The 25,630-nt window shown below is 71.3% G+C and carries 22 protein-coding genes; 16 read left to right on the top strand and 6 right to left on the bottom strand.

Annotated features, from left to right (window positions below; genetic code table 11):
• Positions 1-279: 279 nt before the first annotated feature.
• Both AB0M26_RS09630 and AB0M26_RS09625 read right to left on the bottom strand, forming a co-directional pair.
• Positions 280-1,146, bottom strand: coding sequence for a hypothetical protein (locus AB0M26_RS09630; RefSeq protein WP_365257199.1), 867 nt, complete (start codon positions 1,144-1,146; stop codon positions 280-282).
• 542 nt (positions 1,147-1,688) lie between these two features.
• Positions 1,689-2,438, bottom strand: a complete 750-nt coding sequence (locus AB0M26_RS09625) for an enoyl-CoA hydratase/isomerase family protein (protein WP_365257196.1) — start codon at positions 2,436-2,438, stop codon at positions 1,689-1,691.
• A 439-nt stretch (positions 2,439-2,877) separates the two neighbouring features.
• Here AB0M26_RS09625 and AB0M26_RS09620 point away from each other — a divergent pair, with 439 nt between their 5' ends.
• Positions 2,878-3,360, top strand: a complete 483-nt coding sequence (locus AB0M26_RS09620; protein ID WP_365257296.1) for an ATP-binding protein — start codon at positions 2,878-2,880, stop codon at positions 3,358-3,360.
• Between the two features lie 177 nt (positions 3,361-3,537).
• Here the strand turns inward: AB0M26_RS09620 and idi are convergent, their stop codons facing one another.
• The 3 genes from idi to galE form a co-directional block, all read right to left on the bottom strand.
• Positions 3,538-4,131 (bottom strand): isopentenyl-diphosphate Delta-isomerase, encoded by a 594-nt coding sequence (gene idi, locus AB0M26_RS09615; protein WP_365257193.1) that lies wholly within the window; start codon positions 4,129-4,131, stop codon positions 3,538-3,540.
• A gap of 169 nt (positions 4,132-4,300) precedes the next feature.
• Positions 4,301-5,245 carry a cation diffusion facilitator family transporter gene (locus AB0M26_RS09610; RefSeq protein ID WP_365257190.1) on the bottom strand — a complete coding sequence of 315 codons (945 nt, stop codon included), beginning with the start codon at positions 5,243-5,245 and terminating at the stop codon, positions 4,301-4,303.
• A gap of 129 nt (positions 5,246-5,374) precedes the next feature.
• Positions 5,375-6,382, bottom strand: a complete 1,008-nt coding sequence (galE, locus tag AB0M26_RS09605; RefSeq protein WP_365257188.1) for a UDP-glucose 4-epimerase GalE — start codon at positions 6,380-6,382, stop codon at positions 5,375-5,377.
• Positions 6,383-6,676: 294 nt separating this feature from the next.
• Between galE and AB0M26_RS09600 the strand changes: the two genes are divergently transcribed.
• From AB0M26_RS09600 to AB0M26_RS09570, 7 genes are all read left to right on the top strand, one after another.
• Complete coding sequence (locus tag AB0M26_RS09600) at positions 6,677-8,581, top strand: DUF5941 domain-containing protein (protein ID WP_365257294.1); 1,905 nt, start codon at positions 6,677-6,679, stop codon at positions 8,579-8,581.
• Positions 8,578-9,330: a phosphocholine cytidylyltransferase family protein gene (locus tag AB0M26_RS09595; protein ID WP_365257185.1), complete on the top strand. Its 753-nt coding sequence runs from the start codon at positions 8,578-8,580 to the stop codon at positions 9,328-9,330. Before AB0M26_RS09600 ends, AB0M26_RS09595 begins: the two co-directional genes overlap by 4 nt.
• Positions 9,318-10,379, top strand: a complete 1,062-nt coding sequence (locus AB0M26_RS09590) for an iron-containing alcohol dehydrogenase family protein (protein ID WP_365257182.1) — start codon at positions 9,318-9,320, stop codon at positions 10,377-10,379. Before AB0M26_RS09595 ends, AB0M26_RS09590 begins: the two co-directional genes overlap by 13 nt.
• Entirely contained in the window at positions 10,357-11,136 is a 780-nt protein-coding gene (locus AB0M26_RS09585; RefSeq protein ID WP_365257179.1) for a CDP-alcohol phosphatidyltransferase family protein, read from the top strand. The genes AB0M26_RS09590 and AB0M26_RS09585 overlap by 23 nt, the downstream gene beginning before the upstream one ends.
• The gene (locus AB0M26_RS09580; RefSeq protein ID WP_365257176.1) at positions 11,133-12,020 is read left to right on the top strand and encodes a glycosyltransferase; all 888 of its coding nucleotides are present in this window, start codon (positions 11,133-11,135) and stop codon (positions 12,018-12,020) included. The genes AB0M26_RS09585 and AB0M26_RS09580 overlap by 4 nt, the downstream gene beginning before the upstream one ends.
• A 110-nt stretch (positions 12,021-12,130) precedes the next feature.
• Positions 12,131-13,060, top strand: a complete 930-nt coding sequence (locus AB0M26_RS09575; protein WP_365257173.1) for an ABC transporter permease — start codon at positions 12,131-12,133, stop codon at positions 13,058-13,060.
• The gene (locus AB0M26_RS09570; RefSeq protein ID WP_365257170.1) at positions 13,053-13,835 is read left to right on the top strand and encodes an ABC transporter ATP-binding protein; all 783 of its coding nucleotides are present in this window, start codon (positions 13,053-13,055) and stop codon (positions 13,833-13,835) included. Before AB0M26_RS09575 ends, AB0M26_RS09570 begins: the two co-directional genes overlap by 8 nt.
• An 81-nt stretch (positions 13,836-13,916) precedes the next feature.
• Here the strand turns inward: AB0M26_RS09570 and AB0M26_RS09565 are convergent, their stop codons facing one another.
• Positions 13,917-16,112, bottom strand: coding sequence for an MMPL family transporter (locus AB0M26_RS09565; RefSeq protein WP_365257167.1), 2,196 nt, complete (start codon positions 16,110-16,112; stop codon positions 13,917-13,919).
• 84 nt (positions 16,113-16,196) lie between these two features.
• Between AB0M26_RS09565 and AB0M26_RS09560 the strand changes: the two genes are divergently transcribed.
• The 8 genes from AB0M26_RS09560 (at position 16,197) to hpnH (ending at position 25,558) form a co-directional block, all read left to right on the top strand.
• Entirely contained in the window at positions 16,197-16,847 is a 651-nt protein-coding gene (locus AB0M26_RS09560; RefSeq protein ID WP_365257164.1) for a TetR/AcrR family transcriptional regulator, read from the top strand.
• A gap of 393 nt (positions 16,848-17,240) precedes the next feature.
• Positions 17,241-18,140 carry a squalene synthase HpnC gene (hpnC, locus tag AB0M26_RS09555; RefSeq protein ID WP_365257161.1) on the top strand — a complete coding sequence of 300 codons (900 nt, stop codon included), beginning with the start codon at positions 17,241-17,243 and terminating at the stop codon, positions 18,138-18,140.
• Between the two features lie 8 nt (positions 18,141-18,148).
• Entirely contained in the window at positions 18,149-19,087 is a 939-nt protein-coding gene (hpnD, locus tag AB0M26_RS09550) for a presqualene diphosphate synthase HpnD (RefSeq protein ID WP_365257158.1), read from the top strand.
• Positions 19,087-20,577: a hydroxysqualene dehydroxylase HpnE gene (gene hpnE / locus AB0M26_RS09545; protein ID WP_365257155.1), complete on the top strand. Its 1,491-nt coding sequence runs from the start codon at positions 19,087-19,089 to the stop codon at positions 20,575-20,577. Before hpnD ends, hpnE begins: the two co-directional genes overlap by 1 nt.
• Positions 20,574-21,692: a polyprenyl synthetase family protein gene (locus AB0M26_RS09540; RefSeq protein WP_365257152.1), complete on the top strand. Its 1,119-nt coding sequence runs from the start codon at positions 20,574-20,576 to the stop codon at positions 21,690-21,692. The genes hpnE and AB0M26_RS09540 overlap by 4 nt, the downstream gene beginning before the upstream one ends.
• Positions 21,693-21,826: 134 nt before the next feature.
• Positions 21,827-23,878, top strand: coding sequence for a squalene--hopene cyclase (gene shc / locus AB0M26_RS09535; protein ID WP_365257149.1), 2,052 nt, complete (start codon positions 21,827-21,829; stop codon positions 23,876-23,878).
• Positions 23,878-24,582 (top strand): 1-hydroxy-2-methyl-2-butenyl 4-diphosphate reductase, encoded by a 705-nt coding sequence (locus tag AB0M26_RS09530; RefSeq protein WP_365257146.1) that lies wholly within the window; start codon positions 23,878-23,880, stop codon positions 24,580-24,582. Before shc ends, AB0M26_RS09530 begins: the two co-directional genes overlap by 1 nt.
• Positions 24,533-25,558, top strand: a complete 1,026-nt coding sequence (hpnH, locus tag AB0M26_RS09525) for an adenosyl-hopene transferase HpnH (protein ID WP_365257143.1) — start codon at positions 24,533-24,535, stop codon at positions 25,556-25,558. Before AB0M26_RS09530 ends, hpnH begins: the two co-directional genes overlap by 50 nt.
• The last annotated feature ends 72 nt before the right edge of the window (positions 25,559-25,630 follow it).

Below are 25,630 nucleotides of genomic sequence, written 5' to 3'. Positions count from 1 at the left end.
TGCCGCGCGCCCCGGCCGAACGGCGAGGGCACCCGCGGGGCCGGAACGTCGTCGCGGCGTCGGAACCCGGGCCGGGGTCTGGAACGGCGGCGGGTGCGGGGTTCTGGGATGGGCGTGGTCGGGGCCTGGAAGGGCGGCGGGTGCGGGGTCCTGGGACGGCGGCGAGGGGCCGGAGCAGCCGAGGGCGCGGGACGGCGTGCCGCACGGCCGGCACGGCTTCGCCCGGCCAGGGGGCCGGGCCCGGCCCGCCCGCGACCCGGCCGCTCCGGAGGCGCCCGGCTACCCCTTGCCGAGGAGGTCGGCGGGGAAGGCCCCCGCGGCGACCGCCTTGGCGGTCCAGCCGCCCGCCAGCTCTGTAAGCCGCTCCACCCCTGCCGCGCCCAGGTGCTCGTACGGCGCGCGGTCGAGCCGGTCGGTCTCCTCCTCGATCCGCTTGCGCAGCGCGACGCCCTCCTCGGTCAACTCGCCCTCGGCGTCCATGAGCCCGCGCTTGCGCAGCCGGTCCTCCGCCGCCGACCAGTCGTCCGTCGTCCATCCGCGCGTGCGCATCAGCCACTTGGGCTGCTGGCCCCTGCCGCTCGCACTGTGGCTGACGATCGCCTCCAGAGCGTCGAGCTCGGCGCCGGCGAGCACCGCGATGTGCCCGTCGCCGCGGTGCTCGCGCAGCAGGGTCACCGCATGCCAGAACGCAAGATGCGGTTCCTCGGGCACCGGCAGGTCGGCGTGGGCCGCGTACAGGGGCCGGGCGGGGCGGCTCCCGGCCTCGGCTGCACGCAGCGCGAGCTCCGCGGCCTCCGCCATCTCGGGCGAGGTCACGGCTTCCTCACCGAGCAGCCGCCGCAGGGTGGCGTCGACGCCACGGGTGCGGGCCTCGAGGGTCTCCTCGGGCGAGGCGGTACGCCAGATCCCGGGTACGTGCCGGGCCACCAGGTCGTGGCTGAAGTTGTAGAAGGCGGCGGTGACCGCCCCCGCGCCCACCGGCCCCATGGCGGCGGCCCGCGTCGCGAAGTAGGCGGCGGACGACTCGCCGTGGCCTATGGCGGCCATTTCCCGGGCCATGTCCGGGGAGAAGTAGATCGCCGAGTGGAGCGGGTTGAGGACGTTGTGACAGCGGCGGCCTGCGCGGTCTGGCAGCGGAGTAGTCATGGCACCGCACGCTACCTGCAGGTAGAGGCGGCTTGAAGGGCCCAGTCGACGCCGGCCGTCCGCCCCTGCATGCCGGGGACGCCGCGCCGCGCGCGGGCCGGGGTGCGTCTCCCGTACGGGGCCGGTCCTGCGCCGTACCGAGTGCGTCGCGGACGCGGCGGTCACGAGGGTGGGCGGCCCCCCTGCGCCGATGTCGGTCTCCACGGCCGAGCGCACCGGTCCGGTTCGTGACGTCATCTGCTCGCTGAACGTGGTGGCGAACGCCGGACTCGATGAGGTGCATCGCCCAGAGTGCTCGTGGTCCCGGGGGCCCGGGCCGGTTCGCGCCCATGGACGACGGCCCTTGCACACGCGTCGAACATGTCGGTGCCCGCGCTTCGCTTACGCCCGTCACGCTGCTCGGTGCACCCAAGTCATGCTGTGCCAGGGGCAGTTGGAGTGCCAAGAAACCTCCGCCCCGAGAAGGCCGAGTCGGATGAACTCCTGTGGTGACAGGAGCAGTTGAACGCGTGGGCGAGAGGCGGTTGATCCCGTGACCGTCGTCAGCCCGGCCACATGAAACGGGGCGCTCGCCGTTCCAGGAACGCGGATACGCCCTCGGCTGCCTCGCCGGATTCCCGCGCCAGCCGGGACCAGTGCGCCTCCCGCTCGGGCAGCGTGGGCGCGCTCGCGAACTCCTTGGCGGCGGCCTGTGTGAGCAGCGAGCGTGAGGCGAGGACTCCGGCGAACTCGGCCACACGCTTCCCGAGGTCGCCCGCGGGCAGCACCTCGTCCACCAGTCCGGTGCGCAGCGCACGTTCCGCATCGATCAACTCCGCGGAGAACAGCAGGTACTTGGCGGTGGCCGGTCCGACGAGGGAGGCAAGCCGGCGCGTGGACGGAGCCGGATAGACGATGCCGAGCTTCGCGGGAGTGATCCCGAAGGAGGAGCCCTCGGCGGCGAACCGCAGATCACAGGCGGCCGCGAGCTGGCAGCCGCCGCCCACGCAGTAGCCGCGGACGGCCGCCAGCGCCGGCCATGGGAAGGCGGCCAGCGCCTCCTCCGCGGCCACCGCGAGTCCCTGGGATTCCGCCGCCGACTCCCTGAGCGCGCCGATGTCCGCGCCCGCGCAGAAGGTGTCCCCGGCTCCGGTCAGCACCAGCACCCGTACCCCCGGGTCGGCCGCCAACCGGTCGAGCACGGCGGGGAACTCGCGCCACATGGCGGTCGTCATGACGTTGCGCTTGGCGGGGTTGTGGATGACGACGGTGGCGACGCCGTTGGCGGTGTTCACCTGCAGTCCTGGCTCCATGGCCGGATGCTATCCGGACGCTTCGGCGGAGACGGGCCCAGGTGAACAGGACCAGTCGTACAACTGCTGCCTTGATGCGCAGTTGGTCAGAATCAGCCGATACTCCGTCGATACCTGATGACTTCCGGCCACCAGACCGGTACGGACCAATGTATTCCCAACACTTCGACGTGTGAGGAGCGCTCAGCGGTCCTGTCGCGGGGACAATGCGATGCGACGGCGGAGGCTGCGGGTTCCTCCGCGGTTCGTCGCGCAAAGCGGAGAGGAGGCGCGGGACATGGAGGTTGGCGGTAGCAGACCGGGCGACCCGAGAGCGTCCATGGCCGCGGGACACGCCATGGTGCCGGAACAGGCAGCAGTGCCCGGCCCGGCAGCTGCGCCGGGGCAAGCCCTGCCCCGTGAGCACGCCGTGGCCCGTGCCGGGGTGACGGGTCCTGCCGTGGCCGCGGGACAGGCGGCCACGGGTGTCGCCGAGGCGCCCGCCGCGGACGGGTTCGGCGCCCGCCGGCCCTACGAGGGCGCATGGCGCTTCACCGCCTCGGCCCGCGACTCCGCGGTTCCGCAGGCGCGTCACGCCCTTCGCGACCTGCTGCGCAACCAGCGCGTACCGCTCCAGGACGACGTCCTCCACGGCTTGTTGCTGATCGTTTCGGAGTTGGTGACCAATGCTGTACGGCACGCGGCTCTGCTCTCGCCCACCGTCACGGTGGAGGTCTCCGTCGGCGGCGGATGGGTGCGGGTGGCGGTCGAGGACAACCATCCGTACCGCCCCAAGGCCCTGGTGGCGGAGGAGGGGCAGACGGGCGGGCGGGGGCTGCTGCTGGTGAAGGCGATCACCGCCGAGGCGGGCGGGGTCTGCGACGTCGAGCAGACCGCCGGCGGCGGCAAGGTGATCTGGGCGGCCGTACCGCTCGCGCTCTGAGGGCACGGCTCGCGCTCCGAGGGCACGGCGGCCCCTGCGCCCTTGCCCGCGCGCGACGCGGCCGACGCGCGGGGCGAACGCGGCCGACGCGAGGGGCGCGAACGCAGCCGGTACGCCCCGCCGCCCTGCCACGACGGCCGGTTCCGGCGGGTGCCCCCCGCTGGACCGGGCCCGCCGTTACCAGCCCGCCGAGGCGCCCGTCAGTTCCCGGATCGCCGGTCGCGCCGCGTCGAGCACCGTCATGAACCAGGCCGAGAACGGCCGCTCGTCGTGCATGCGTGCCAGTTCAGGCGCCGTCACGAACGCCGTGGAGCCGACCTCTTCGGGATCCGGCTCCGGCTCGTCCCGCACGAGCCCCACGAACAGGTGGTTGAACTCCTGCTCCACCAGACCCGAGGCCGGGTCTGGGTGGTTGTAGCGCACCGTGCCCGCCTCGCACATCAGCGACGGCGAGACCCCGAGTTCCTCCGCCGTACGCCGGGCCGCCGCCGCGAACGGCGCCTCACCGGGGTAGGGGTGGCCGCAGCAGGTGTTCGACCAGACGCCGGGGGAGTGGTACTTGCCCAGAGCCCGCTGCTGGAGCAGCAGCCGTCCCGAGGTGTCGAAGAGGAAGACGGAGAAGGCCCGGTGCAGTTTGCCCGGTGGCACATGGGCGGAGAGCTTCTCCGCCGTGCCGATCGTCGTGCCGTTCTCATCGACCAGTTCGAGCATGATCGGCGTCGCGGCGCCGTTCTGCGAGGCGTGGGCGGTGGTGGCTGGTGTGGTCGGCATGGCCATCCTTGGGTCGGGCTGCAGAGTTCAAAGTCTGCCGTACAAATCGGGCGCGGCCGGGCGGCTCAGCCGCATGTCAGCCTGATAGGCGGCGCGTCGTCGCGCGACGCGTAAGCCGATCCGGTGACGCGTCGCAGGGTGCGGCCGGTGAAACGCCGGGGGTGCGGCTTCAGTGGCACAGCCCGGCCTCGTGCTCGGCGTGACCGACGGGCTCGAGCTGGAACGTGCAGTGCTCGACGTCGAAGTGACGGCCCAGGCACCCCTGCAGCGCGTGGAGCATCTTCTCGTTGCCCACCGAGTCCAGGACGTCCTCCCGTACGACGACGTGGGCGGAGAGTACGGGGAGCCCCGACGTGATGGTCCACACATGGAGGTCGTGCAGGTCCTCGACGCCGGGCAGCCCCACGATGTGCGACCGGACCTCCGCCATGTCGACGTCCCTGGGGGCTGCCTCGAGCAGGACGTCCAGCGCCTCGCGCAGCAGCCGCCAGGCGCGCGGCACGATCATCAGGCCGATGACGATGGAGGCGATGGGGTCGGCCTGGCGGAAGCCGGTGGCCATGACCACGGCCGCCGAGACGATCACGGCGAGGGAGCCCAGCGCGTCGGACATGACCTCGAGAAACGCCCCGCGGACATTGAGGCTGGCCTTCTGGCCGCGCATCAGCAGGGCGAGCGAGATCCCGTTCGCGACCAGGCCCACCGCACCGAAGACGATGGTCAGCCCAGCGTCGACCTCCGGCGGGTACAGCAGCCGCTCTACCGACTCGTAGAGGATGAACCCGCCGACGCCGAACAGCAGCAGGCAGTTGGCGACCGCGGCGAGGATCTCGGCGCGCGCGTACCCGAAGGTGCGGCGCTCGCTGGGCGGGCGGTTGGCGAAGTGGATGGCCAGCAGAGCCATCACCAGCCCGACGGCGTCGGTCGCCATGTGCCCGGCGTCGGCGAGCAGTGCCAGGGAGCCGGTCAGGAGCCCGCCGACGACCTGGGTGACGAGCACGGTCACGGTCAGGCACAGGGCGATGCGCAGCCTCACGCGGTACTCGGCGGCCGCGGTGCGGTCCGCGCCCGGCGCCGGGCCGTACGCGTGCCCGTGGTCGTGCCCTGCCCCCATGTCGGGTGCCTCCCGGGAATCGGTGGGTAGGTCGCCGCGGATGCCGCGACGCAACAGTCGGCGGGTGCCGACGGGATCACAGTGAACTACGGGCGACCGGTCGGGGCAACACGACGCTGAACACCGTTGTCATGTGCTCTGACCTGGCGTTTTGAACTCGCCTGAAATGCGCAGGCACCAGCCCTGCCACGCCGACTCGACCATGTCACGCACCTCGTGGCGCGCGGTCCAGCCGAGCTCCCGCTCGATCCTGCCGACGGCGGCGACGACGCGCGCCGGGTCGCCCGCCCGCCGCCCCACGACCCGGGCGGCGGGCTCGGTCCGGCCCGTGACCTCGGCGACGAGACGGGCCAGCTCGCGTACGGAGACGCCGTGGCCGGTGCCTATGTTCACGGTCAGATCGCCGGGCCGGTCCTGGGCCGCGAGGCGCCGGGCGGCCATGTGATGGGCGTCGGCGAGGTCGGCGACATGGACGTAGTCGCGGATGCAGGTGCCGTCCGGGGTCGGATAGTCGTCGCCGAAGATCAGCGGTGGCTCGCCCTTGGACAGCGCCTCGAAGAACGTCGGGATGACATTGGACACTCCCACGTCCGCCATCTCGGGACGCGCGGCGCCCGCCACATTGAAGTAGCGCAGACAGGCGGTGGCCATGCCGTGGGCCCGGCCCGTGGCGCGTACGAGCCACTCGCCCGCCAGCTTGGTCTCGCCGTACGGGTTCATCGGCAGGCAGGGGGTGTCCTCGGTGACGAGCTGGGCGTCGGGCATGCCGTAGACGGCTGCCGAGGAGGAGAGGACGAAGCGTTCGACGCGGGCGGTGACGGCCGCCTCGAGGAGCACGGTCAGGCCGTGCACGTTCTCGCGGTAGTAGAGCAGTGGAGACTCGACCGACTCCCCGACCCGCTTCCGGGCCGCGAGATGCACCACGCCGGAGATCTGGTGCCCGGTGATCGTACGGTCGAGCAGTTCGCGGTCCAGGACGCTGCCGGTGACGAGCGGGACGCCTTCGGGCAGCCGTGCAAGGCCGCTGCCGGGGGCCGAGAGGTCGTCGAGGGCGACGACGCGCTCCCCGGCCCGGGCCATCGCCCGCACCACATGGGCACCGATGTATCCGGCTCCGCCGGTGATCAGCCACGTCATGCCGGGCAGCCTAAGCCGCGGCCGGGGATCGGGGCGTTATGGGCGCTTCCTGCCGCCGTTTGTCGCGGGGCGGCGTGATCGACCATGATGCTCGGAGGCGGAGCCAGTCGGCCGTCTCTCGCAACCTGTGCGGCCTTGTCAGGGCGCAAACGGGCGATGAACTGTCGCTTCCGAGGATCCGATAGCCTCTGCCGACGTGCTGCCGCCGGTCATGGTGCCGGGGTGTGCCACGACCGCTGCCCGGACCTCCCACGTCCCGGCGCGGCCATGTCAGATTCCAAGGAGTGAGTTCGACTGTCGACCGCAATCCTCACCGGTCAGCAGGTCGCCGGATCGCAGCTCGGGAGCGACCTGCGATTGCTGGGCTTCGACGTCGTCGAAGCGGGGGCGGGCACCGACCTGGCGGCGCTGGTGAACTCACTCCCTGCCGCCCAGCGCGTGGCGCTGGTGGATCCCCGTACGGTCGCCCACACCCACGCCCTGCGGTTGGCCCTGACGGACCCCCGCTTTCCGGCAGCCGCCGCCCCCGGCGTGATCACGGTCCAGGCCGAGGCCCGTCCGGACCTCCTGCGTGCGCTCGTGGCAGCGGTGTCCCCGGCGGCCGCGGGCTCCACCGCGACCACCGCCACCGGGTCTGCTGCCCCTGCCACCGGGTCTGCCGCCACCGGCGGCGCCGCCCCGGATCGCGTCTCCCTGGCCGAGCTCGCGGCGGGCGACTGCGTGCCGGACCGCATCTCCGCTGCCCTGCGCGCCGCGGACGTCGAGGTCCACCGGCCCGAACTCGGCGTCCTCGTCGCCACCGTGCCGTCCGGGGATGAGGAGCGCGCCGCAGCCCGCGCCGCCGTCGACGCGGTCGACGACGAGCGGGTGCGGCTTCGGACCGCCGTGAAGTCGCGCGACGGCTTCTTCACGACTTATTGCATCAGCCCGTACTCCCGCTACATCGCCCGCTGGTGCGCCCGTCGCGGTCTGACCCCGAACCAGGTCACCACCGCCTCCCTCCTCACCGCGCTCATCGCCGCCGGCTGCGCGGCCACCGGTACCCGCCCCGGGTACGTCGCCGCCGGTGTGCTCCTGATCGCGTCCTTCGTCCTCGACTGCGCCGACGGCCAGCTCGCCCGCTACTCGCTGCAGTACTCCACGCTGGGCGCCTGGCTGGACGCCACCTTCGACCGCGCCAAGGAGTACGCCTTCTACGCGGGGCTCGCGATCGGCGCGGCCCGCGGCGGCGACGACGTCTGGGCCCTCGCGCTCGGCGCGATGGTTCTCCAGACCGTCCGTCACGTCGTGGACTTCTCCTTCACCGAGGCCAACCACGACGCCTCCGCCAACACCAGCCCCACCGCGGCCCTTTCGGACCGGCTCGACAGTGTCGGCTGGACCGTATGGGTCCGCAGGATGATCGTCCTGCCGATCGGTGAGCGCTGGGCGATGATCGCCGTCCTCACGGCGTTCACCAGCCCCCGTGTCGTCTTCTACGCCCTCCTGGTCGGCTGCGCCGTCGCCGCGTGCTACACCACTGCAGGCCGCGTGCTCCGCTCCCTCACCCGCAAGGCCCTCCGGACCGACCGCGCCGCCCAGGCCCTGCGTGACCTCGCCGACTCCGGGCCCCTGGCCGACCTCTCCTCGGTCGCCGTCCTCCGGGGGGCGCGCCCCTCGGCGTACGCCGCCCCGGTGTGGGCTCTCATAGGCGCGGTCGCGCTGCTGGTCACGGCGCTGGACCCGCTGTTCGGCGCCTGGTTCCTGCCGGTGGTCGCCGTGCTGTTGTACGCCCGCTGCTCGGGCCGGGCCCTCACGCATCCGCTCAAGGGCCCCCTGGACTGGCTGGTGCCGCCGGTCTTCCGTATCGCCGAGTACGGCCTGGTCCTCATCGTCGCGATGCGGGCCGAGGTGAACGGAGCCTTGCCTGCGGCCTACGGGGTGGTGGCCGCCGTCGCCTACCATCACTACGACACCGTGTACCGCATCCGCGGCGGCACCGGTGCGCCCCCGCGCCTGCTGGTGTGGGCGGCCGGGGGGCACGAGGGACGCGTACTGGCGATCGCGATCGTCGCCGCCTTCCTGCACGGCACAGCTTTCACCATTGCGCTGGCGGCCCTTGCCGTGGTCCTGGCGCTGGCGGTGCTCACCGAGAGCATCCGTTTCTGGGTCTCTTCCGGAGCACCCGCAGTACACGACGAAACAGGAGAACCCGCATGATCGGCCTCGTGCTGGCAGCAGGCGCCGGACGGCGTCTGCGCCCCTACACCGACACCCTGCCCAAGGCACTGGTGCCGGTGGGCCCTGAAAAGGACGAGGAGGCCACCACCGTCCTCGACCTGACGCTCGGCAACTTTGCCGAGGTCGGCCTGACCGATGTGGCGATCGTCGTCGGCTACCGCAAGGAGGCCGTGTACGAGCGCAAGGAGGCCCTGGAGAAGAAGTACGGCCTCAAGCTCACGCTGATCGACAACGACAAGGCCGAGGAGTGGAACAACGCCTACTCCCTCTGGTGCGCCCGTGAGGCCCTCAAGGACGGTGTGATCCTCGCCAACGGCGACACCGTGCACCCGGTCTCCGTGGAGAAGACCCTGCTCGCGGCCCGCGGTCAGGGCCAGAAGATCATCCTCGCCCTCGACACGGTGAAGCAGCTCGCCGACGAGGAGATGAAGGTCGTCGTCGACCCGGCCAAGGGCGTCCAGCGGATCACCAAGCTGATGGACCCGGCCGAGGCCACCGGTGAGTACATCGGCGTCACCCTCATCGAGCCCGAGGCCGCCGTCGAACTGGCCGACGCCCTGAAGGCCACCTTCGAGCGCGACCCCGACCTCTACTACGAGGACGGCTACCAGGAGCTGGTCAACCGAGGCTTCAAGATCGACATCGAGCCGATCGGCGACGTCAAGTGGGTCGAGATCGACAACCACGACGACCTCGCCAAGGGCCGGGAGATCGCGTGCCTGTACTGACCCGGCTCATCCCCTCGCCGCTGGTCGTCGACATCCGCGCCGGAGCACTGGACGATCTCGCGGGTGTGCTCGCCGACCAGCGGATCTCCGCCTCGGGCAAGCTCGCCATAGCGATCAGCGGGGGCTCGGGCGCCGCGCTGCGCGACCGGATCGCCCCCGCCCTGCCCGGCGCGACCTGGTACGAGGTGGGCGGCGGCACGCTGGACGACGCGATCAAGCTCGCCGACGCGATGAAGTCCGGTCACTACGACGCGGTCGTGGGCCTGGGCGGCGGCAAGATCATCGACTGTGCGAAGTTCGCCGCCGCGCGGATCGGGCTGCCGCTCGTCGCCGTCGCGACGAACCTCTCGCACGACGGTCTGTGCTCCCCGGTGGCGACCCTGGACAACGACGCGGGCCGCGGCTCGTACGGCGTCCCGAACCCGATCGCCGTCGTCATCGACCTCGACATCATCCGCGAGGCGCCGGTCCGCTTCGTCCGGTCCGGCATCGGCGACGCGCTGTCCAACATCTCCGCAGTCGCGGACTGGGAGCTCGCCAACCGCGAGAAGGGCGAGCAGATCGACGGGCTGGCCGCGGCCATGGCCCGCCAAGCCGGCGAGGCCGTTCTCCGGCACCCCGGTGGCGTCGGCGACGACGGCTTCCTCACCGTCCTCGCCGAGGGGCTGGTCCTCACCGGCATCTCCATGTCGGTCGCGGGCGACAGCCGCCCGGCCTCCGGCGCCTGCCACGAGATCAACCACGCCTTCGACCTGCTCTTCCCCAAGCGCGCCGCGAGCCACGGCGAGCAGTGCGGACTCGGCGCCGCCTTCGCGATGCATCTGCGGGGCGCGTACGAGGACTCGCGTCTGATGGCGGAGGTCCTGCGGCGGCACGGCCTTCCGGTGCTGCCGGAGGAGATCGGCTTCAGCGTGGACGAGTTCGTCCGGGTGGTGGAGTACGCACCGCAGACCCGCCCCGGGCGTTACACGATCCTCGAGCACCTGGACCTGTCCGTCGACCAGATCAGGGACGCGTACGCCGACTATGCCAAAGCCATCGCTAGCTGAACTGCGTCCGGTCGTTCACCCCGAGGGTGTGAAGGACCGGCGCAGCGGTGAGCACTGGGCCGGGCGCCTGTACATGCGGGAGGTCTCGCTGCGTCTGGACCGGCACCTGGTGAACACGCGGGTGACGCCGAACCAGCTCACCTACCTCATGACCGTCGCCGGTGTCCTGGCCGCCCCGGCCCTGCTGGTGCCGGGCATCCCGGGCGCCGTCCTCGGTGTGGTGATGGTCCAGCTGTACCTGCTGCTCGACTGCGTCGACGGCGAACTCGCCCGCTGGAAGAAGCAGTTCTCCCTCGGAGGGGTTTACCTGGACCGGGTCGGCGCCTACCTGTGCGACGCCGCGGTGCTCGTCGGCTTTGGCCTGCGCGCCGCCGACCTGTGGGGCTCGGGTCGGATCGATTGGCTGTGGGCCTTCCTCGGGACCCTCGCCGCCCTCGGCGCCATCCTGATCAAGGCGGAGACCGACCTCGTCGGCGTCGCCCGCCACCAGGGCGGGCTGCCGCCGGTCAAGGAGTCGGCGTCCGAGCCGCGCTCGTCGGGCATGGCGTTGGCCCGCAAGGCCGCCGCGGCGCTGAAGTTCCACCGGCTCGTGCTCGGTGTCGAGGCATCCCTGCTGATCCTGGTCCTGGCGATCCTCGACTCGGTCCGGGGCGATCTGTTCTTCTCGCGCCTCGGCGTCGCCGTGCTGGCCGGTATCGCGATCCTGCAGACCGTGCTGCACCTCGTCAGCATCCTCGCCTCGAGCAGGCTGCGATGAGCGGGCCCGGTATGAAGCTCGGAGCGGTTGTCCTGACCATGGGCAACCGCCCCGAGGAACTGCGTGCCCTCCTCGACTCGGTCGCCAAGCAGGACGGCGACCGGGTCGAGGTGGTGGTGGTCGGCAACGGCTCCCCGCTTCCCGAACTGCCCGAGGGCGTACGGACCGTGGAGTTGCCCGAGAACGTCGGCATCCCGGCCGGGCGCAACGTGGGCATCGAGGCCTTCGGCGCCGGTGGCCGCGACGTCGACGTCCTGCTCTTCCTCGACGACGACGGTCTGCTGCCCGGCACCGACACCGCCGAGCTGTGCCGCCGCGCCTTCGACGCCGATCCCGAGCTGGGCATCATCAGCTTCCGGATCGCCGACCCCGGCACGGGCGAGACCCAGCGCCGCCATGTGCCGCGGCTGCGGGCGTCCGATCCGATGCGCTCCTCACGCGTCACCACGTTCCTCGGTGGCGCGAACGCGGTCCGTACGGCCGTCTTCCAGCAGGTCGGCGGGTTGCCGGACGACTTCTTCTACGCCCATGAGGAGACCGACCTCGCCTGGCGTGCCCTGGACGCGGGCTGGATGATCGATTACCGCGCGGACATCGTGCTGCACCACCCCACGACCGCCCCGAGCCGTCACGCCGTCTACCACCGTATGGTCGCGCGGAACCGGGTCTGGCTCGCCCGCCGCAATCTCCCGGCCCCCCTGGTCCCGGTCTATCTTTCCGTATGGCTGCTGCTCACGCTGGTGCGCCGGCCCTCGCGGCGTGCGCTGAAGGCCTGGCTGAGCGGCTTCAAGGAGGGCTGGACGACCCCGTGCGGGCCCCGCCGCCCCATGAAGTGGCGTACGGTATGGCGGCTGACCCGACTGGGACGACCTCCGGTCATCTGACAAGCTTCGTGTCTGAGAGCATCGGTCGTACAGGGGATAACGGCTGCGCGTCGTCCAAGCCTGCCTACGCCCGATCCGGCTGCGCATCTTGAAGACGAAAGTTTCCATCAGTGAGTGAGACAACGCATGACGGTGCGGTCGCGATGAGCGCCCCGCCATCCCCTGACGAGGGTCTGTCCGCGGCGGAACTGGCGGACAGGTACGGGCTGTCCGTGAGCGGTGCCCGCCCATCACTCGGCGCCTATGTGAGCCAGCTCTGGGGACGCCGCCACTTCATCCTGGCCTTCTCGCAGGCGAAGCTCACGGCCCAGTACAGCCAGGCGAAGCTCGGCCAGCTGTGGCAGGTGGCGACCCCGCTGCTGAACGCCCTCGTCTACTTCTTGATCTTCGGCCTGATCCTCGAGGCCCACCGGGGCATGCCGCTCGAGGTCTACATCCCGTTCCTGGTCACGGGTGTCTTCGTCTTCACCTTCACCCAGAGCTCGGTGATGGCCGGTGTCCGCGCGATCTCGGGCAACCTGGGGCTGGTCCGCGCGCTGCACTTCCCGCGCGCCTCTCTGCCGATCTCGTTCGCCCTGCAGCAGCTCCAGCAACTGCTGTTCTCGATGATCGTGCTGGTCGTTGTCGCCGTCGCCTTCGGCAGCTATCCCGCCATGTCGTGGCTGCTGATCTTCCCGGTCCTGGCGCTGCAGTTCCTCTTCAACATGGGTCTCGCGCTGGTCATGGCCCGTATGGGGGCCAAGACCCCCGACCTGGCCCAGCTCATGCCGTTCGTGATGCGGACCTGGATGTACGCGTCGGGCGTCATGTTCTCGATCCCGTTGATGCTCAAGGACAAGCCCGCGTGGATCGCCGACGTCCTGCAATGGAACCCGGCCGCCATCTACATGGACCTCATGCGGTTCGCGCTGATCGACGGTTACGGCCGGGAGAACCTGCCGCCGCACGTCTGGGCGGTCGGGCTCGGCTGGGCCGTGCTCGTCGCCATCGGCGGCTTCGTGTACTTCTGGAAGGCGGAGGAGCGGTACGGCCGTGGCTGAGCTGGAGACGGGCGCACAGATCCCGACCGTCATCGCGGACGAGCTGCACATCGTCTACCGCGTCAATGGCGCCAGGACGGGCAAGGGCAGCGCCACCGCGGCCCTGAGCCGCATCGTCAAGCGCGGCGGCGAGTCGCCGGGCGTGCGCAAGGTGCACGCGGTGCGGGGGGTGTCCTTCACCGCGTACCGGGGTGAGGCGATCGGTCTGATCGGCTCCAACGGTTCGGGCAAGTCCACCCTTCTGCGGGCCATCGCGGGGCTGCTCCCGCCGGAGAGCGGCAAGGTCTACACCGACGGCCAGCCGTCGCTGCTGGGTGTGAACGCGGCGCTGATGAACGATCTGACCGGTGAGCGCAACGTGATCCTGGGCGGGTTGGCCATGGGCATGTCCCGTGAGCAGATCCGCGAGCGCTACCAGGGGATCGTCGACTTTTCGGGGATCAACGAGAAGGGCGACTTCATCACGCTGCCCATGCGTACGTACTCCTCCGGCATGGCGGCCCGGCTGCGGTTCTCCATCGCGGCGGCGAAGGACCACGACGTGCTGATGATCGACGAGGCGCTGGCCACCGGTGACCGCAAGTTCCAGAAGCGCTCCGAGGAACGCATCCGGGAGCTGCGCAAGGAGGCGGGCACGGTGTTCCTGGTCAGCCACAACAACAAGTCGATCCGGGACACCTGCGACCGGGTGCTGTGGCTGGAGAAGGGCGAGCTCCTGATGGACGGCCCGACCGACGAGGTCATCAAGGCGTACGAGAAGGAGTCCGCCAAGTAGGCTCCCGCGCCCGGGAACCACGGATGAGGGCCCTGCCGGACGCGCGTCCCGCAGGGCCCTCGACCGCCTTATGGGGGCGGGTCAGACCTCTACGGGGGTCCTGTCCGGGGCGGGTTCCCCCTCGGGCATGCCGAGCCGCCGGTGGAGTCTGCGCAGCGGCTCCGGTGCGTACCAGGCCCATCGTCCGAGCAGCCGCATCGCCGCGGGCACGAGCACACCGCGTACGGCGACGGCGTCGATGAGGATCGCAAGTCCGCTGCCGAGACCGAACATCTGGATGAAGCTGACGTCGGCCGTGCCGAAGGCGAAGAAGCTGACGGCGAGGAGCCCGGCGGCCATCGTCACGATCCGTCCGGCGTGCGAGAGCCCGCCACCGACCGCCGACTCGTCGTCCGCCCCCGCGTCGTGCAGTTCCTTGATCCGGCTGGTCACGATGACCTCGTAGTCCATGGCCAGGCCGAAGGCGATGCAGAACATCAGTACGGTCATGGAGGTGTCCATCGGCTGGGGCGTGAATCCGAGCAGCGAGGACAGATGGCCGTCCTGGAAGATCCACACCATGACGCCGATGGCCGCGGTCAGGCTGACGGCGTTGAGCACCAGCGCGCGCAGGGGCTGTACGACGCTGCCGGTGAACAGGAACAGGATGACGAACGTCGTGGCGGCGACCAGCCCGACGGCCGCGGGCAGCCGGTCGGCGATCGATGCCTTGGCGTCGACGAGCCGTGCGTCGGTGCCGCCGACCAGGGTCTGCGTCCCGGCGGGCGGATCGACCGCCCGTACGTCCCTGACCAGGTCCTGCGCCGGGCCCGACTTGGGCGTCAGATCGGTGATCACCGTGATGCGCTGGGCGTCGGGCCTGCTCAGTTCCGCGTTCGCCGGTCCTGGGGGCGAGGTCCGGCCGTCGCTGTAGGTGGCGCCCGCGGTCTCGACCCGGACCGCGCCGTCGAGCCGTGACAGCTCGGACGCGTAACCGCCCAGTGCCGCCGGGGCAACCGGTCCTGTCGTGACGATCTGCACGGCCGACTCGTCGCTGCCGCTGAAGTCCTGCCGCACGGCCGCAGCGACCTGGCGGCTCTGTGCGCTCTGCGGCAGCACCCTCTCGTCGGGTGTGCCGAAGGTGACGCCGAGCAGCGGGCTCGCCGCGAGCAGCAGCACCCCGAGGACCGGCAGTGCGGTCAGCGCCGGCCGGCGCATCACCGTACGGGCGATCCGGCCCCACAACGGTGCCTCGGGGCTGCGGACGGTCTCGGCCCATGGCAGGCGGCCGCGGTTGACCCGGTGGCCCAGCAGGGCGAGCAGGGCCGGAATGACGAGCAGCGCGCTGACCGCGGCGATGGCCACCACGCCGATCCCCGCGTAAGCGAAGGAGCGCAGGAAGAACTGCGGGAAGATCAACAGGGCGGCCAGGGCGGCGGCGACTGTCGCGGACGAGAAGACGATGGTGCGGCCGGCCGTCCGTACGGTCTGCCGGAGCGCGTCGGGGACGTCGGCCCCCTCGGCCAGACGCTCGCGGAACCGGCTGACCAGCAGCAGGGCGTAATCGATGCCGAGCCCGAGCCCGAGCGCCGTGGTGAGATTGACGGAGAAGACGGAGACGCTGGTGAGACCGGAGAGCACGGAGAGCTCGGCGAAGGTGCCGAGGATCGCGACGAGTCCGATGACCAAGGGCAGCAGGGCGGCGACGATGCTGCCGAAGGCGATCACCAGCAGGATCAGGATCAGCGGTACGGCGATCATCTCGGCCGTCGCCAGGTCCTTGGCGACCTGGCTGGGCACTTCGTCGCTGACCGCGGCCGAGCCGCCCGCCTCGACCGTGAGGCCGTCGTGGTCGCCCGTGTACTCGTCGATGATCGCCGCGGCATGGTTGCCCTGCTCGGTGTCGTCGCCCCTTACGTGGGCGAGGATCAGCGCGGAGTTCCCGTCGCGGGAGGCCAGGGCAGGTGCCCCGGAGTCCCAGTACGACATCACGTTCGCGACGGTCCGCTCACCCTTCAGCTCGGCCGTGAGGGCACGGCCGCTGCGCTCGGCGGCGGGGGTGGACACGCCGCCGTCATCGGGCCGTACGAGCAGCACGAGATTGCTCTCGCCGCCGAATTTCTCGTCGATGAGCTGCTGAGCGCGGGTGGATGGTGCGCCGGGATCCTCGAAGCCGCCTCCCAGCAGTTTTCCGAAGGCACCGAAGCCGATGACTCCCATGGCGACCACGGCCGCGAGACCGAGGGTCAGGACGAGCCGGGCCCGGCGGAGCGCCAGGTCGGCAATGCGGTCGAACATGGTCATCGCCTCCAGATGTTTACGCCATTAACATAGATGGTGGCGCACAATGTTAATGGCGTCAACATCGGGCAGGATGAAGGCATGGGTTCGATCAAGGGCAGCAAGACCGGCTATCACCACGGAGATCTGCGCAACGCGCTCGTCGAGGCCGCCGTCGAGCTCGCGACCGAAGGGGGCCCGGAGGGTGTGGTGCTCCGCGAAGCCGCACGTCGCGTCGGCGTGTCGCCCACGGCCGCCTACCGGCACTTCAGCGGCCACGGTGACCTGCTCGAAGCCGTGAAGATCCGCGGCCAGCAGGCTCTCGCCGCATCGATGGCCGAGGCCGTCAACGCTCTCCCCGCCGATGGCGGTGCGGGGGAGGGGGCGGTGCACAGGATGACCGCCATCGGGCGCGGCTATGTCCGGTTCGCGATCGACCACCCCGGGCTCTACCGGACCGCGTTCTGCCGTACGCCCGTAGCGGAGACCAGTACCTTCACCGGCCTGGTGGCGCCCGGCGGCGGTCCGGAGTTCTCCGCGTTCAGGCTGCTCTCGGAAGCACTCGACGCGCTCCTTGCGTCGGGCCGTATGCACCCCGGGAACCGGCCCGCGGCCGAAGTCGCCGCCTGGTCGGCCGTCCACGGCCTCTCGCTGCTCATCCTCGACGGTCCGCTCGCCCTGCTCCCCGCCGGTGAGCGCGACGCCGTCGTGGAGCGCACCCTCGCCACCATCGTGGCGGGGCTCACCCGATAGGCCGCGCGCGTGGCGCGGGGGACGTCCCGTCGCCCCGTCAACTCCCCTTGGACTGGCCAGTGTTGAGAGGCGCCCCGCCGCCGTATGGCCCGATGGGTCACCCAGACGAGCCGTGATGAGTCGTACGGCATAGGCTGTACCGACATCAAATGCAGCAAGTCGGTGCATTGCTCCGCAAAAGGGAATGCCGGTGTCCGACTCGGCGTCAGCTCCGAAGGCGGGCATCGTCGCAGGCGGGCGGGCGGCGTGTCCGAAATAGGATGTTCTGGGTTGGCAGTGTAGAACGGGAGATATGACGGCCATGGCTACGAGTACTCTCCGGCTCCGAGGCACGTCTGCCGTCGCTCCCTGGCGTCGTCCCCCCGCCCCGACCGCTGCGCAGGGCAGGCAGCGGTGACGCCGGCGGAGGACGCCCACGCGCGTGCCGTACTCGACAAGGCCGCGCGTGAGAACTTTCCGGTGGCGCCGTTCTTCCTGCCCCGCGCCTGGCGTGTCGACCTCATGGCCGTCTACGGCTACGCCCGGCTCGTCGACGACATCGGCGACGGCGACCTCGCCCCCGGCGGTACCGACGCCGTCCTGCTCGGCCTCTCCCGGGAACAGGCCGACGACCGACTCGCCCTGCTCGACGCCTTCGAGGCCGATCTGCGCCGCGTCTTCGCCGGCTCGGGCGAGGGGCCGCGCCATCCGCTGCTGCGTCCGCTCCGTGCGACCGTACGGCGCTGCGGCCTCACACCCGAGCCGTTCCTCGACCTCATCGCGGCCAACCGCCAGGACCAGCGGGTCTCCCGCTACGCCACGTTCTACGACCTGCTCGCGTACTGCGAGCTCTCGGCAAACCCGGTCGGCCGGCTCGTCCTCGGCATCACCGGCACCACCACACCGGAGCGCGTGCGCCGCTCCGACGCCGTCTGCACCGCGCTGCAGATCGTCGAGCACCTCCAGGACGTCAGCGACGACCTCCGCCGCGACCGTATCTACCTGCCCGCCGACGACATGAAGCGCTTCGGCGTCGACGAGGCGGCGCTCACCGCCCCGACGAGCACCGCCGAGGTGCGTTCCCTGATCGCCTACGAGGCGGACCGCGCCCGGCAGATGCTGGACGAGGGCGCCGCACTCGTGGGCAGTGTCCGCGGCCGACTCAAGCTGCTGCTCGCCGGCTTCGTCGCCGGCGGGCGCGCAGCGCTCAGATCGATCGCCGCGGCGGGCCACGACGTACTCCCCGGACCGCCCAAGGCCACCACGTTCGGCCTTGTCCGCGAGCTGGGGGCGACACTGCGAAGAGAGGGGTGAGGCGGACCGTGGACAAAACCCTCGACGCGGAAGCGCCGGTGCTCGCCGCGTACCGCTACTGCGAGGCCGTGACCGGAGCACAAGCCCGCAACTTCGCCTACGGCATCAGGCTGCTGCCCACCGAGAAGCGGCACGCCATGTCGGCGCTCTACGCCTTTTCGCGCAGGGTCGACGACATCGGCGACGGCGACCTCACGCCCGACCTCAAGCGGGCCCGGCTGGAGGCCACTCGCGATGTGCTGGGCCGCATCCGCGCAGGCACGATCGACCCGGACGACACCGACCCCGTCGCCGTCGCCCTCGCCCACGCCGCACGGCAGTTCCCGATCCCGCTTGACGGCCTCGACGAGCTCATCGACGGTGTCCTGATGGACGTCAGCGGCCGGACCTACGAGACCTGGGACGAGCTGAAGGTCTACTGCCGGTGTGTCGCGGGTGCGATCGGCCGGCTCTCGCTCGGGGTGTTCGGCACCATGCCCGGTGCCCAGGACGCGGAACGGGCCCCCGAGTACGCCGACACGCTCGGCCTCGCCCTCCAACTCACCAATATCCTCAGGGACATTCGCGAGGACGCCGCAGGCGGCCGGATGTATCTGCCCACCGAGGATCTCTCCAAGTTCGGCTGCTCCGAAGGCTTCCACCGCACCGCCCCGCCCCGCGGCTCCGACTTCGCCGGACTGGTGGCCTTCGAAGTGGGGCGCGCCCGGGGCCTGTTCGCCGCCGGGTTCAGGCTGCTGCCGATGCTCGACCGGCGCAGCGGAGCCTGTGTCGCCGCCATGGCCGGTATCTACCGGCGGCTCCTCGACCGCATCTCCCGCGACCCGGAGGCCGTGCTGCGCGGGCGTGTCTCGCTGCCCGGGCACGAGAAGGCGTACGTGGCCGTACGCGGCCTCACAGGTCTGGACGCGCGCCAGATCTCCCGGCAGGCGTCCCGGAGGCGTGTCTGATGGCCGCCCCGGAGCCCGGCGGCGCCGGCCGCCCCGAGTCCGGCGCACGCGGCGCGGGCGGTGCGGCGGGCCGCTCGCGGTCGGCCGTGGTGATCGGCGGCGGCCTCGCGGGCCTGACGTCCGCGCTCGTCCTGGCCGACGCCGGAGTGCGCGTGACCCTTGTCGAGGCCCGCCCCAGACTGGGCGGCCTCGCATTCTCCTTCCGCCGCACGGGGGCGGTGGGCGAGCTGAAGGTCGACAACGGTCAGCATGTCTTCCTGCGCTGCTGCACCGCGTACCGCTGGTTCCTGGACCGTATCGACGGCAGCCGCCTCGCACCGCTCCAGGACCGCCTGGACGTCCCCGTCCTCGACGTGCGCGGGCCGCGGCTCGGCCGGCTGCACCGCACCGCGCTCCCCGTGCCCCTGCACCTGGCGGCCGGGCTCGCCCGCTACCCGCACCTCTCGCTCGCCGAGCGGGCCCGGGTCGCGCGCGCGGCGCTCGCCCTCAAGAAGCTCGACCCGGCCGACCCCGCGCTGGACGGCACCGACTTCGCCGGCTGGCTGCGCCTGCAGGGGCAGTCCGAGCGCGCGATCGAGGCGCTGTGGGATCTCGTCGGTGTGGCGACCCTCAACGCCCGTGCCGGTCAGGCGTCGCTGGGTCTGGCCGCCATGGTCTTCAAGACCGGGCTGCTGTCCGAACCGGGCGCCGCCGACATCGGCTGGGCTCGCGTGCCGCTCGGCCACCTCCACGACACGCTGGCGCGCGCCGCCCTGGACAAGGCCGAGGTGCGTACGGTCCTCCAGGGCCGGGCCCAGGTCGTCGGGCGCGCGGCCGACCGGGGCTGGCTCGTCGACATCACCACCGGCGCCAAGGGCACGGGATCCGAGCAGCTCCACGCCGACACCGTCGTCCTCGCCGTACCGCAGTACGAGGCACGCGGGCTGCTGCCCGACGGCGCGCTCGACGACCCGGACCGGCTGCTGTCCATCGGCACCTCGCCGATCCTCAACATCCACGTCGTGTACGACCGCACCGTGCTGCACCGCCCCTTCCTCGCCGCGCTGGGCACGCCCGTGCAGTGGGTCTTCGACCGTACGCACGCCTCCGGTCTCCGCGGCGGCGGCCAGTACGTGGCCGTCTCGCAGTCCGCGGTGCACGACGAGATCGACACTCCAGTCGCTACGCTACGCGAGCGCTACCTGCCCGAGCTGACGCGGCTGCTCCCGGCCGCCCGGAACGCACAGGTGCGCGACTTCTTCGTCACCCGGGAGCGGACAGCGACGTTCGCCCCCGCACCAGGTGTGGGACGGCTCCGACCAGGAACCCGTACTCGCGCACCCGGCCTCTACCTGGCGGGCGCGTGGACCGACACCGGCTGGCCGGCGACGATGGAGGGAGCCGTCCGCAGCGGGGTCACCGCGGCGGATGCGGCGCTCTCCGAACTCGGCCTCCGGCACGCCACTCCTCTCCCTGCCTTCGGCGTGGGAAGCACCAAGGAGGCAGCATGAGCACCATGAGCACGACCAGCAGCACCGGCACGACCACAGGAGACAGAGGAGAGACCGTGTCTTCGGAGAACCCGGCCCAGGACAGCGCGGGCGTCGCGGCGCTGCTGGAGCGCGGACGGACCCTCACAACGCCGGTGCTCCGTGCCGCCGTGGACCGGCTCGCACCGCCCATGGACACGGTGGCGGCGTACCACTTCGGCTGGATCGACGCGGAGGGCCGCCCGTCCGCGGCGGACGGCGGCAAGGCGGTGCGCCCCGCGCTCGCCCTGCTGTCCGCCGAGGCGGCCGGCGCGTCGCCGGAGACCGGCATTCCCGGCGCCGTCGCCGTCGAACTCGTGCACAACTTCTCGCTGTTGCACGACGACCTGATGGACGGCGACGAGCAGCGCAGGCACCGGGACACGGTCTGGAAGGTGCACGGCCCCGCCCAGGCGATCCTCGTCGGTGACGCGCTCTTCGCCCTCGCCAACGAGATCCTGCTCGAACTCGGCACGGTCGAGGCCGGCAGGGCGACACGCCGTCTGACCACGGCCACCCGCAAGCTGATCGACGGCCAGGCCCAGGACATCAGCTACGAGCACCGCGAGCGTGTCAGCGTCGCGGAGTGCCTGGAGATGGAGGGCAACAAGACCGGTGCGCTGCTGGCCTGCGCCTGCTCGATCGGCGCGGTCCTCGGCGGGTCGGACGACGCCCTGGCCGACACGCTCGAGGCGTACGGCTACCATCTCGGCCTCGCCTTCCAGGCCGTCGACGACCTGCTCGGCATCTGGGGCGACCCGGAGACCACCGGCAAGCAGACCTGGAGCGATCTGCGGCAGCGCAAGAAGTCCCTCCCGGTCGTGGCCGCGCTGGACGCCGGCGGAGAGGCGTCGGAGCGGCTCGCCGAACTCCTGGCCAAGGACGCAAAGAGCCACGACCTCGCGAACTTCGACGAGCACGCGTTCGCCACCCGTGCCGCCCTCATCGAGGAGGCGGGCGGGCGTGACTGGACCTCCGAGGAGGCCCGCCGCCAGCACGCAACCGCCGTCGGCGCGCTGGACCGGGCCGACATCCCGGGACGGGTCCGCGAACAGCTCGTCGCGCTCGCGGACTTCGTGGTCGTGCGAGAGAGATGATGCGCCCCCGCATCATATGAGTCGCCGTCGCCGGCCGGTCCCGTACGTCGTTGACCAGACGGGCACCGGCCGACGGCACGCCCCAGCACAGCAGATGACGCACCTCGCACCACGCGCTGCACGAAGGGGAAGCCATGACCGCGACGACAGACGGCGGCGCCGGGGCCGTACCGCACCGGTCGGCCTCGGCCACCGGAGATACCGCGCACGACCGGCCCGGTACGGACGGCTCCGGAGCGATCCCCGGGCCCTCGGGCCCGGGAACAGGCGGATCGCCTGGCCGGGCCGCCGCCGAGAGGGCGACCGCACGCGCGACCGAGTACCTCCTCGCGCGGCAGGACGCCGAAGGCTGGTGGAAGGGCGACCTGGAGACCAACGTCACCATGGACGCCGAGGACCTGATGCTCCGTCAATTCCTCGGCATCCGCGACGCGGAGACCACCGAGGCCGCCGCCCGCTTCATCCGCTCCCAGCAGCGCGAGGACGGCACCTGGGCCACCTTCCACGGCGGGCCGGCCGAACTCTCTGCCTCCATCGAGGCGTACGTCGCCCTGCGCCTGGCCGGGCACCTGCCCACCGCACCGCACATGGCCGCCTGCGCCGCCTGGGTCCGCTCCCAGGGCGGCATCGCCGCCTCCCGTGTCTTCACCCGGATCTGGCTGGCGCTCTTCGGCTGGTGGAAGTGGGACGACCTCCCCGAGCTGCCGCCCGAGATGATCTACCTGCCGAAGTGGTTCCCGCTCAACATCTACGACTTCGGCTGCTGGGCCCGGCAGACCATCGTGCCGCTGACCGTCGTCTCCGCCATGCGCCCCGTACGGCCCGCTCCGTTCCCCCTCGACGAGTTGCACACGGACCCGGCCGAGCCCGACCCGCCGCGCCGCAAGGCCCCCGCGGCCTCCTGGGACGGGCTCTTCCAGCGCATCGACCGGGCCCTGCACGCGTACCACAGGGTCGCGGTGAAGCCCCTGCGCCGGGCGGCGCTGCGCTCCTGCGCGCGGTGGATCGTCGAGCGGCAGGAGAACGACGGCTGCTGGGGCGGCATCCAGCCCCCGGCCGTCTACTCCGTCATCGCCCTCCACCTGCTCGGCTACGACCTCCAGCACCCCGTGCTGCGCGCGGGACTCCAGTCGCTCGACCGGTTCGCCGTCCCGCGCGAGGACGGCGCCCGGATGATCGAGGCCTGCCAGTCCCCGGTCTGGGACACCTGCCTGGCCACCATCGCGCTGGCCGACGCGGGCGTGCCCGCGGATCACCCCGCCCTGATCAAGGCCGCGGACTGGATGCTCGGCGAGCAGGTCGTACGCCCCGGTGACTGGACCGTGAAGCGGCCTCGACTCGCGCCGGGCGGCTGGGCCTTCGAGTTCCACAACGACAACTACCCCGACATCGACGACACCGCCGAGGTCGTCCTCGCCCTGCGCCGGATCCGCCACCCCGACCCGCGGCGCGTCGACGACGCGGTCCGCCGCGGTGTGCGCTGGAACCTGGGCATGCAGTCGAGAAACGGGGCCTGGGGCGCCTTCGACGTCGACAACACCAGCCCGTTCCCCAACCGGCTGCCGTTCTGCGACTTCGGCGAGGTCATCGACCCGCCGTCCGCCGACGTCACCGCGCACGTGGTGGAGATGCTCGCGTACGAGGGCATGGCCTCCGACGAGCGGACCCGCCGCGGCGTCGACTGGCTGCTGGCCGAACAGGAGGAGAACGGCGCCTGGTTCGGCCGCTGGGGGACCAACTACGTCTACGGCACCGGGTCGGTGGTCCCCGCCCTCACGGCTGTCGGGTTCCCCGCATCGCACCCCGCCGTCCGCCGGGCCGTCGCCTGGCTGGAGAGCGTCCAGAACGACGACGGGGGCTGGGGCGAGGACCAGCGCTCGTACCGCGACACCGAGTGGATCGGGCGCGGCGAGTCCACCGCATCGCAGACCGCGTGGGCCCTGATGGCTCTGCTCGCCGCGGGCGAGCGGGACGGCAAGGTCGTCGAGCGCGGTGTGACCTGGCTCGTCGAGACCCAGCGGGAGGACGGCACCTGGGACGAGCCGTACTTCACCGGCACCGGCTTCCCGTGGGACTTCTCGATCAACTACCACCTCTACCGGCACGTCTTCCCCCTCACCGCGCTTGGCCGCTACCTCAACGGCGAGCCGTTCCTCACCACCGATCCGCGCCCCCAGGGGGCCTGATGGCCGCGGTCCCCGGCACGGCACCGCTGCTGATCGCCTGCGCTCTCGGCATCGAGCGTTTCGCGCTGCGCAGCGGCGACCACAGCGGTGCGCCGGGGCCCGTGACCGTCCTGCGTACGGGGATGGGCCCGGCGGCCGCCGAGCGTGCCATGGCCGGCGCTCTGGGCCCTCCGTCGGCGGCCGCAGCGGCCGTCATCGCGACCGGCTTCTGCGCAGGCCTCGCGCCCGGTATGCACCCCGGTGACGTGGTCGTCGCCGACGAGACCCGCGACGAGGACGGGAACACGGCGTGCACCGGGCCCGGCATCCTCGCCGAGGCCCTGACGGAGATCGTCGCGCACCGCCCCGGCCGCACTGTCCACATCGGCCCGCTCACCGGATCCGACCACGTCGTACGGGGTGCGGAGCGGGCCGAGCTGGCGTCCGGCGGGGCGATCGCGGTGGACATGGAATCGGCTGTGACCCTGCGCAGCGCGGTGCTGGCCGGACCCCGTCCGGTTGCGGCCGTCCGGGTGGTCGTGGACGCTCCTGAGCATGAGCTCGTCCGTATCGGGACATTGCGCGGTGGAATATCTGCTTTCCGCGTATTGCGGGCCATCCTTCCGGCTTTCTTCGAATGGCACCGTTCTTACTGCTCCCCAGGAGGTGAGCTAGATGGCCATGCCGCTCCGCCAGACCATCCGGGTCGGGACGTATCTCCTTGAACAGAAGCTTCGGCGACGCGGGAAATTTCCCCTCATCGTCGAACTGGAACCGCTCTATGCCTGCAACCTGAAGTGCGAGGGATGCGGAAAGATCCAGCACCCGGCCGGGGTGCTCAAGCAGCGCATGCCGGTGGCGCAGGCGGTCGGTGCCGTGCTGGAGTCCGGGGCGCCGATGGTCTCGATCGCCGGCGGCGAGCCCTTGATGCACCCGCAGATCGATGACATCGTCCGGCAGCTGGTGGCCCGGCGGAAGTACGTCTTCCTCTGCACGAATGCTCTGTTGCTGCGCAAGAAGATCGATAAATTCGAGCCCTCCCGGTACTTCGCCTTCGCGGTGCACATCGACGGCCTGCGGGAGCGGCATGACGAGTCGGTGGCGAAGGAAGGCGTCTTCGACGAGGCGGTGGCGGCCATCAAGGAGGCCAAACGGCGCGGCTTCCGGGTCACCACCAATTCGACGTTCTTCAACACCGACACACCGCAGACCGTCGTCGAGGTGCTCAATTTCCTCAATGACGACCTGCGCGTCGACCAGATGATGATTTCGCCCGCCTATGCCTATGAGAAGGCGCCCGACCAGGAGCACTTCCTGGGTGTGGAGCAGACCCGGGAACTCTTCCGGAAGTCCTTCGCGGGCGGGAACAGGCGGCGCTGGCGGCTCAACCACAGCCCGCTGTTCCTCGATTTCCTCGAGGGCAAGGCGGATTTCCCCTGCACCGCCTGGGCGATCCCCAACTACTCGATCTTCGGCTGGCAGCGGCCCTGCTATCTGATGGCCGACGGGTATGTGCCCACGTATCAGCAGCTCATCGAGGAGACCGATTGGGAGGCGTACGGTCGCGGGAAGGACGACCGGTGCGCGAACTGCATGGCGCACTGCGGCTACGAGCCCACGGCCGTGCTCGCGACCATGGGCTCGCTCAAGGAATCGCTGCGCGCCGTACGGGAAGGCGTCACCGGAAACCGTCACGCATGAGTGCCGATTCCGGTTGTGCATGACCCGAGGAATTCGCGGAAGCCACGGTGGCCCCGGCCGTCCCCCACGGGA

The organism is Streptomyces sp. NPDC051776, from assembly GCF_040681345.1.
Taxonomy (GTDB): Bacteria; Actinomycetota; Actinomycetes; order Streptomycetales; family Streptomycetaceae; genus Streptomyces.
Note: the sequence above shows the minus strand (reverse complement) of the source record. Positions and strands in the feature narration are given on the sequence as shown.